The organism is Marinitenerispora sediminis (assembly GCF_003336425.1).
Taxonomy (GTDB): Bacteria; Actinomycetota; Actinomycetes; order Streptosporangiales; family Streptosporangiaceae; genus Marinitenerispora; species Marinitenerispora sediminis.
In genome coordinates this window covers 1-8,880 of sequence record NZ_QEIO01000182.1, presented here as the reverse complement: position 1 = coordinate 8,880, position 8,880 = coordinate 1, and the positions used below count along the sequence as shown (strand labels likewise).

The 8,880-nt window shown below is 75.3% G+C and carries 6 protein-coding genes; all 6 read left to right on the top strand.

Translation table 11 applies throughout. The features are described from left to right. Positions 1-98: 98 nt before the first annotated feature. A complete protein-coding gene (locus tag DEF28_RS23735; RefSeq protein WP_114397001.1) occupies positions 99-1,286 on the top strand; it encodes a DegT/DnrJ/EryC1/StrS family aminotransferase in 1,188 nt (395 codons plus the stop codon). After that, positions 1,283-3,145: a cellulase family glycosylhydrolase gene (locus DEF28_RS23730; protein ID WP_114397000.1), complete on the top strand. Its 1,863-nt coding sequence runs from the start codon at positions 1,283-1,285 to the stop codon at positions 3,143-3,145. The genes DEF28_RS23735 and DEF28_RS23730 overlap by 4 nt, the downstream gene beginning before the upstream one ends. Next, positions 3,142-4,194 carry an alcohol dehydrogenase catalytic domain-containing protein gene (locus tag DEF28_RS23725; protein WP_158562911.1) on the top strand — a complete coding sequence of 351 codons (1,053 nt, stop codon included), beginning with the start codon at positions 3,142-3,144 and terminating at the stop codon, positions 4,192-4,194. Before DEF28_RS23730 ends, DEF28_RS23725 begins: the two co-directional genes overlap by 4 nt. Positions 4,195-5,187: 993 nt before the next feature. Then, on the top strand, positions 5,188-6,120 hold the full coding sequence (locus DEF28_RS23720; protein ID WP_114396998.1) for a 3-oxoacyl-[acyl-carrier-protein] synthase III C-terminal domain-containing protein: 933 nt from the start codon (positions 5,188-5,190) through the stop codon (positions 6,118-6,120). 12 nt (positions 6,121-6,132) lie between these two features. Further along, the gene (locus tag DEF28_RS23715; RefSeq protein ID WP_199493489.1) at positions 6,133-7,599 is read left to right on the top strand and encodes a preATP grasp domain-containing protein; all 1,467 of its coding nucleotides are present in this window, start codon (positions 6,133-6,135) and stop codon (positions 7,597-7,599) included. Then, on the top strand, positions 7,596-8,880 hold a 1,285-nt coding region (locus DEF28_RS23710; protein ID WP_147281089.1), incomplete at its 3' end, for a type III PLP-dependent enzyme. The genes DEF28_RS23715 and DEF28_RS23710, both read left to right, overlap by 4 nt.

The following is an 8,880-nucleotide window of genomic DNA, read 5'->3' as shown; positions in this document are numbered from 1 at the left end:
AGATGTGTATAAGAGACAGGCGGCCCGACCATTCCGCGGCCCCCGCGCCACCGCGCAGGGCTCGCACCGAACCAGCAGCCGAAAGGTAAGGAGTCCTGATGACGGCAGCCGCCGGATCGGCGGGGGAACCCGCCTGGAAGGTCACCCTGGCCGACAGCACCATCGACGTCGAGGAGATCGAGGCGGTCACGGAGGTGCTCCGGTCCCGCTGGCTCACCGCCGGGAGCGTCACCCGCGCCTTCGAGCGGGAGTTCGCCGCGGCGCTCGGAGCGGCCGACGCGGTCGCCGTGAGCAGCGGCACCGCGGCGCTGCACCTGGCGGTGCTGGCGCTGGGCATCGGGCCCGGCGACGAGGTCATCGTGCCGTCGCTGAGCTTCGTCGCATCGGCGGCCGTCACGGCGCTGAGCGGCGCGACACCCGTGTTCGCCGACGCCGTCTCGCCCGACGACCTCACCGTGGACCCCGGTGACGTGCGCCGGCTGCTCACCGCCCGAACCAGGGCGATCGTCGCCATGCACTTCGGCGGCCACCCCGCCCACCTGGACGAACTCGCGGCCATCGCCCGCGAGCACGGCGCCGCGCTGATCGAGGACGCCGCGCACGCGCCCGTCGTGCGCACCGACGCCGGGGCGCTCGGCACGGTCGGCGACATCGGCTGCTTCAGCTTCTACTCGTCCAAGAACATGACCACGGGCGAGGGCGGCATGGTCGTCGCCCGCGACCCCGGCGTGCTCGACCGCATCCGCTCCCTGCGCTCGCACGCCCTGTCCACCTCCACCTGGGACCGCACCCGCGGCGGGGTCGCCGGCTACGACGTGGACGGCCTCGGGCTGAACTACCGGCCCACCGAGATCTCCTCCGCGCTGGGCCGGGTGCAGCTCGGCCGACTGCCCGAGGACCGCGTCCGCCGCCGCGAACTGGTCGCCGAGTACCGCGAGGCGCTGGCCGCGGAACCCCGCGTCGGGCTCCCCTTCGCCGAGCGCACCGGCGACAGCGCCCACCACCTCATGGCCGTCCTGCTCCCGCCGGGCGTGCCCCGCGACCAGGTGCGGGCGCACCTGCGGGCGGCCGGCGTCCAGACGTCCGTGCACTACCCGCCCACGCACCGGTTCAGCCACTACCTGCGGGCCTTCGACTCCGCGCGGCGCGCGCTGCCGGTCACCGAGGACGTCGCGCCGCGGCTGCTCTCGCTGCCGCTGCACAGCCGGATGAGCGGCGCCGACGCGGTGCTGGCGGCCGACGCCCTCGTCACCGCGGTGCACCGGAGCGGGGAGGAGCGGGCGTGACGTTCCAGGTCGTCGAGGGGCGGCTGTGCCGCGACGGGCGGCCCTACACCGTGCTCGGCGTCAACTACCACCCGAGCGAGGCCGGGTGCCGGATCTGGACCGACTGGGACCCCGCCGCGCTCAAGGCGGACTTCGCGGACATGGCGGCGGCCGGCCTGAACACCGTGCGGCTGTTCGTGTTCTGGCGCGACTTCCAGCCCGAATCCGGGTACATCCGGCCCACCCTGCTGGGCCGGCTGCGGGCGGCGGTGACCGCCGCCGGCGACGCCGGGCTGGCGTGCGTGGTCTCGCTCTTCACCATCTGGATGAACGGCCAGCGGCTCGACCTCCCGTGGCGGCACGGGCGCAGCCTCTGGCGGGACCCCGGCATGCTCGACCAGCAGGAGGCGTTCGCCCGCGCGGTCGCCCGAGAGCTCGCCGACAGGGACAACCTGCTGGCCTTCGACCTCGGGGACGAGATCGGCAACGTCGACCCCGCCGAGGCCGCGGCCCTGCCGGCCGCCGACGTGGCCGGCTGGCAGCGGCGGATCGCCGCCGCCCTGCGGGGCGAACGGCCCGGGACGCTCGTCACCCAGGCCAACGACGCGTCCGGCGTCCTCGGCCGGTCGCCGTTCGGCCCCGACAACGCCGACGGGCTCGACCTCGTCGCCACCCACGGCTTCCCCACCTGGGCGCCGGGCTCGATCGAGTCCACGCTGGCGGTGAAGGCGACGCACCTCGCGCCGTTCCTCGCCCGGACGGCCGGCGCCTACGGGCCGGCGGTCGTCGACGAGCTGGGCAGCTACGGGGTGGACGACACCACGGCGGCCCACTACCTGCGGGCCGCGGCGGCGTCGGCCCTGGCCAACGGAGCCCAGGGGATCATCCCGTGGTGCTGGCGCGACATCACGTCCACCGCCGAGCCGTACCACGACCGCCCGATGGAGCGCCTCGTCGGGCTGCACACCGCGGGCGGGCGGACCAAACCGGCCATGGCCGAGTACGCCCGCGTGGTCAGCTCCGCCCCGGCGCTCGCGCTGCGGAGGCCCCGGGCGCCCGTCGCGCTCTACGTGCCCGAACGCGCCCGGCCCAAGGGCGGCGGCTACCTCGACGCCGAGATCGGCACCCTCGCCGTCTTCTACGCCTACCTGCTGCTGAAGCGCGCCCATCTGGACTTCGACGTCGTCGCGGGCGATCCCGCGGGGTACCGGCTGGTGGTCTGCCCCTCCGTCACCCACCTCACCCTCGCCGACATCGGGCGGATCGGCGCCGCAGCCCACGTCGGCGCCAGCGTCTACGTCTCCCTCGGCGACCACCTGCACGGCTTCCCCGGCGAGGAGATCGCCGGTGCGCGGCTGGTGGACTTCTCGCTGGAGGCCGACGGCCGTTCGGCCTTCTCGTGGGGCGGCCGGAGGTGGGAGATCGACTGGGCCGCCGCCGCGGCGCCGCCCGTGACGGTGCGGCCCACCACCGCGGCGCCCGTCGCCTGCTACGACGACGGATCCCCCGCGCTCCTGGCCCGCCGGCACGGCGCCGGGCGGGTCCTGTTCGCGGCGCTGCCCCTGGAGCGCCAACTCGACCGCCCGGGCCGGCTCACGTCGGCCCCCTGGGAGGACCTCTACCGGCGCGTCGCGGACTGGGCCGGCGTGCCGCCCGGCACGCGGTGCGACGTCCCGGACGTCGAGATCGTCACCGGCCGCAGCGAGGGCCGGCGGCGGGCGGTCGTCGTGAACCACCGGGCGGCTCCGGTCGAGACGGAGCTCACCGGAGGCGACGGGCGCACCCGGCGCGTGGCCCTGGCCGCGAAGGACTGGCGGGTGCTCGACCTCGACGGCGACCATGGCGGCCAGGGCGGCCAGGGCGAGGAGGGCGCGCGGTGAAGGGGGTCGTCTACACCGGCCCCGGACGGGTCGAGGTCGACACCGCCCTGCCCGAGCCGCGCGTCCGCGGGCCGCGCGACGCGGTCGTGCGGGTGACCCGCGCCGCCATCTGCGGTACCGACCTGCACCCCTACCGGGGCGAGATCCCCGGCTTCGCGCCGGGCACCGTCCTCGGCCACGAGTTCGCGGGCACGGTCGTCGCCGCCGGCCGCGAGGTCCCCTTCGCGCCGGGCGAGCGGGTGTTCGCCTCCGACATCGTGGCGTGCGGGCGCTGCGCCCGCTGCGCCCGGGGCTGGCACTACCACTGCCCGGAGGCGACGCTGTTCGGCTACTCGACCGTGGTCGGCGCCGCCGTCGCGGGCGGCCAGGCCGAGTACGTGCGCGTCCCCTACGCCGACGTCGTACTGGCCCGCACCCCGGACGGCGTCACCGACGAGCAGGCACTCTTCGCCGGGGACGTGCTCACCACGGCCTACGCCGCGGTCGCCGACGCCCAAATCCGCCCCGGCGACACCGTCGGCGTGGTGGGCGCCGGACCGGTGGGCCTGCTCGCGGGCTCGTGCGCGGCCGTCGCCGGCGCCTCCACCGTGGTGGTCGCCGACCCCGACGCGGGCCGCCGGGAACGGGCCCGCGCGGCTGGCCTGACCGCCGCCGCCCCCGAGGACTTCGCGGGCGTGCTCGCGGTGGCGGCGGAGGCGAGCGGCGGCATGGCGATCATCGAGGCCGTGGGATCCGAGAGCGCGCTGCGCCGCGCGCTGGACAGCGCCGGACCGCGCGCGACCGTGGTGACGGTCGGCGCGCACGCCTCGGACGCGCTGCCGTTCCCCGCGGCGCGCGCGTTCGCCGGCGAGCTGACCCTGCGCTTCACGGTCGGCGACCCCATCCGGCACCGCGAACGCGTCCTCGCCCTGATGACCGGCGGCCGGATCGATCCGTCCCTCGTCGTCTCCCACCGCCTCCCGATCACCGAGGCAGCGCACGGCTACCGGCTGTTCGACCAGCGGGAGGCGTTCAAGGTGGTGCTGGTCACCGACGGAACAGCGGACTGACGGAGAGCGGTCCGACCCGGCACCGGCGACGCACGCCGCCCGCGGACCCCGTGGCGCGCCACCGCGCGAGCGGCCAGGGGCAGGGGCAGGGGACCGGGCGGAACAGAAGGGGCCGTCCTCCGTCCGCAGGCGGAGCACGGCCCCGAACTCCGCCGTCATGCGAGACGAAGCCCTCTCCCGTGGCGAGACGAAGCTCTCTCCCGTGGCGCGACGGGCAGCCCTCCCGTGGAACGGGAAACAGGTGCCGGGTCTGGCGGCCGCGGACCTGCAGGCGCGCGAGCAGGTACTCCCGCCTCCCTTGCGCCCGCCCCGGAGGGCGCCCACCGGCCGGACACGTCCGTGCCGGTCCGAGCCCCGGCATCCGCCGTGCCCCCTACGGCGGCCGACGCCGGCGGAGCACTCCCGCATGCGCGGGAGGCAGGTACCTGAGCGGATGACCCCGGAGCCTCAGCGGGAAGCACCCCCCGCGAGGGGAGCAGTCACTTTCCCGATGACGCACCACGTCGCATGTGGGAGCACCCCCGCGTACGGGGGGAGCATCCAGTGAACGGGCCGCCGCCGAAGTACTGCTCGGGAGCACCCCCGCGGGCGCGGGGAGCAGGGTCGCTGAGCTGGGACGCTATCAAGCCGCAGGGCGGATTTCGACGGCTTCGTGAACCCCGTGCTCGACGCTCGCGCCTCGCGTTGGGCGCGGACGGCTCCCGTATCGCCGCGTCCGGCCGGTGTCGGCCGCTCCGGGGGTGCGGCCGCCGAGCGCAGGGCCGGACTCCGCCCCCGTCCAGCGGTACAGCCTCAGCTGGAGCCGCCTGGTCTCCACGGGGCACGGGCTCGACCCTGGCCGATCGGGTAGGTCGTTCGTGCGGCCGTCGGAGTCTTCTGCCGGCCGCGCGCAACCGGGAGCCTGAGTCATGCTGCCGCGGTCGCGAGTCCGGCGTGCCGTCGCGACGACCGAACGTCCCCGTCTGCGCGGGGCGACCACGATGCGGAGATCACATGACCTGTCTGGAAGCGGTCGCCGGCTACCTGCCGTCGGAGAGCACGCCCGTCTCCGAGATCCTCGGCAAGCTCGGCGTCGAGGGCTCGCAGATCGCGCTGTACGAGCGCTTCTACGGGTTCTCCCAGGTGCGCCGCGCCCCCGGGGCGGGCCTGCGCGACCTCATGCTGAGCGCGGCCGGCCGGCTCGACGCGCTGCGTGGCGCGGAGCACCGCGTCCGGTACGTGCTCTACCCGCGCACCATCCAGTTGTGCGCGCCCTACCCGATCAACCCGCTGCACGACGTGTGCGCCGAACTGGGGCTGCGCCACGCCACCGCCTTCTCCGTCACCCAGCACGCCTGCGCCTCCGGGCTGCTCGCGGTCGACATCGCCGGGCGGCTGCTCGCGGCCGACGGCGATCCCGACGCCCTCGCGCTCGTCTTCGCCGGCGAGAAGGCGTTCACCCCGTCGGCGCAGCTCATCCGCGACACCGCGATCATGGGGGAGGGGATGGCCACCGTCCTGGTCAGCGCGCACGGCGACCGCGACCGGCTGCTCGGCTACGCCACCCAGACGAAGGGGCAGTTCCACGGTGCCCCGTTCCTGCCGGTGAAGCTCGACGCGGAGTTCGAGGCGGTGTACCCCGCGACCCTCGCCGAAGTGGTCCTGGCGGCGGTGCGGCAGGCGGGCCTGCGGCCGTCCGACATCGACCTCGTGCTGCCGCACAACGTCAACCTGGTCTCGTGGCTGCGGGTCGCCAAGATGACCGGCCTGCCCCGCGACCGGATCTTCCTCGACAACCTGCCCGTCACCGGGCACTGCTTCTGCGCCGACTCCTTCATCAACCACCAGTCGGCGCGCGAACTCGGCCGGCTCCGGCCCGGCGACCACTACCTCATGACCGCGGTCGGCCTCGGCGCGACCTTCTCGGCCATGGTGTTCCGGCACTAGAGAGGCGGACTCGTGACCCTCCGCGCCACCTCCGGCCGCGGCACTCCCACGGCAGCCGCGCCCCGCGCAGCGGTGCCCGACGGCGACGCCTCCGCGTTGCCGCACGGCTTCACCCGCCGGCTGAAGTCGGCGCTCGCCGGCGCCGCCGACACGCCGCTGGTCCACCTCGGCAACTTCGAGGTCGAGGAGCAGTGGGCGGCCGGCGAGTGCGGCCTGCCCCGGGTGCGCTTCGCCGCCGGGCGCGCGGTGGTCCACCGGATGGACCAGTTCGCCCTGCTGCTCGCCGACGGCGACGACCACGTCGTGCTCAAGACCCCGCCCGACCCCGACCACCTGGACCACCTGGCCGGCCTCGGAATCGACCTGCCGCGGGTGCTCGTGCCGGCCCGGCAGCGGGCGGAGCGCACCGTCACCCTCGACGTCCTGGAGGACCCCGCGCTCCTCGCCGAACTCGGCCGCCTCGCCGCGGCCGGCCACCGGCTCATGCCGCACGGCGTCTCCCGGCTGGAGGAGCGGCTGGCCGAGCGCTGCTCGCTCCCGCCGCTCCCGCCCTCCTCCGCGGTGTGCAAGGCCGTCAACAGCAAGGTCTACAGCCGCCGTACCGCCGACGCGGTGGGCCTGCGCCAGCCGGCCGGCCGCGCCTGCGACACGCCCGCCGAACTCGCCGACGCCGTCGCCTGGGCGCGCACCGTACTGGCGGCGGGCGGCACGGTCGTGGTCAAGGACGCGTTCGGCGTCTCCGGAAGCGGTCTCTCGGTGGTCACCGAGGAGCGCCGGCTGGACCGGGTGCACCGCATGATCGGCGACCGGGCGGCGGCCTCCGGCGACCGGGTGGCGGTGGTCGTCGAGGAGTGGGTCGCCAAGAGCGCGGACCTCAACTACCACTTCACCGTCGCCCGCGACGGCACGGTGCGGTTCGACTTCGTCAAGGAGGCGCTGACCAGTGGCGGCGTGCACCAGGGACACCGGACCCCCGCCCGGCTCACCGCCGCGCAGCGCGCCGAACTGGCCGAGGCCGCGGTGCGGCTGGGAGCCCGGCTGTACACCGACGGCTACCACGGGATGGTCGGCGTCGACGCCCTGGTCGAGCCGGACGGCCGGCTGCACCCGGTCATCGAGATCAACGCCCGCAACAACATGTCCACCTACCAGGCGCGGGTCCACGAGCGCCTCGTCGGCCCCGACCAGGTCACCCTGGCCCGGCACTACCCGCTCCGGCTGCGGACGCCCGTGCGGTTCGCCGAGCTGTGCGAGGCCCTCGGCCCGCTGCTACTCACACCGGGCGCGGCCTCCGGGCTCCTGGTGACCAACCACGCGACCGTCAACGCGGCCGCCCCGCCGGCGGGGAGCCCGCCCGGTCCCTCCTTCGACGGCCGGCTGTTCGGGCTGGTCGTCGCCGACACGGCGGAGCGGCTGGCCGCGATCAACGCCGAGATCGACGGCCGGCTGCACGCCCTCAGCGCGAGGAACACGGCGTGACCGACGAATCCGGGGTGCAGTCCATCCCCTTCACCGAGCTGGCGCGGCGGTTCGGCACACCGCTGTTCGTCTACGACGGCGACGTGCTCGCCGGGCAGTACCGCGGCCTGCGCGCGCGGCTGCACCCGGCGCTGGAGATCCGGTACTCGCTCAAGGCCAACCCCAACGTCTCCATCTGCGCGCTGCTGCGCTCGCTCGGCGCGGGTGCGGAGGTGTCCTCCCTCGCCGAGCTGCTGACCGCCCGCCGCGCCGGGGTGCCGGCCGCGGAGATCATGGTGCCCGGTCCGGGGAAGAGCCGGGCCGAGTTGGCCGCCTGCGTCGACGAGGGCGTGCACGCCATCCTGTGCGAGTCCCTGGGCGAACTCAGCGACATCGACGAGCTGGGCCGTGCGCGCGGCGTCCGGGTGCCCGTGGCGCTGCGGGTCAACCCGGCCTTCGAGGCCCGGGGCGCGGGTCTGGCCATGGGCGGCCGGCCCCGCCAGTTCGGCATCGACGAGGACCAGCTCGCCGACGCGGTCGGGCTCGCCCGCGGCCTCGCCGGCGTGCGCCTCATCGGGATCCACGTCTACCTGGGCACCCGGATCCTCGACGAGGACGTGATCGTGGCGAACACCCGCAACATCCTGGAACTCGCGGACCGGCAGGCCGGCCGGCTCGGCCTCCCCCTGGAACTGGTGGGGGTGGGCGGCGGCCTCGGCGTCGCCTACTTCGACGGGGAACGCGACCTCGACCCCGTCCGGCTGGCCGAGGGGCTCAACCCGCTGGTCGCGGGGTTCCGGGCGGCCCACCCCGCCACCCGGCTGGTGCTGGAGCTCGGCCGCTACCTCACCGCCCCCTCGGGCACCTACGTGGTGGGCGTCCGCCACACCAAGCGGTCCATGGGCGAGCGGTTCGCTGTCACCGACGGCGGCACCCACCACCACATGGCGGCGGTCGGCATCGGGTCGTTCGTCAAACGCAACTTCCCCATGCGGCTGCTCAACCGGACGGCCACCGAACCCGCCGAACCCTGGCACGTCACGGGGCCGCTGTGCACCCCCAACGACACACTGGGCCGCAACGTCGCCCTGCCGCCACTGCGTCCCGGCGACCTGCTGGGGGTACTCCGCTCGGGCGCCTACGGGCTCACGGCCTCCCCCACGCTGTTCCTCGGCCACGGCCGGCCGGCCGAGGTCCTGGTGCACCAGGGGACGCCGTACCTCATCCGCGAGCGCGACCGGCCGGAGGAGCTGCTGCGCGGCCAGCTGCTGCACGACCTCGCCCCCGAGCCCGGCCCCGCCG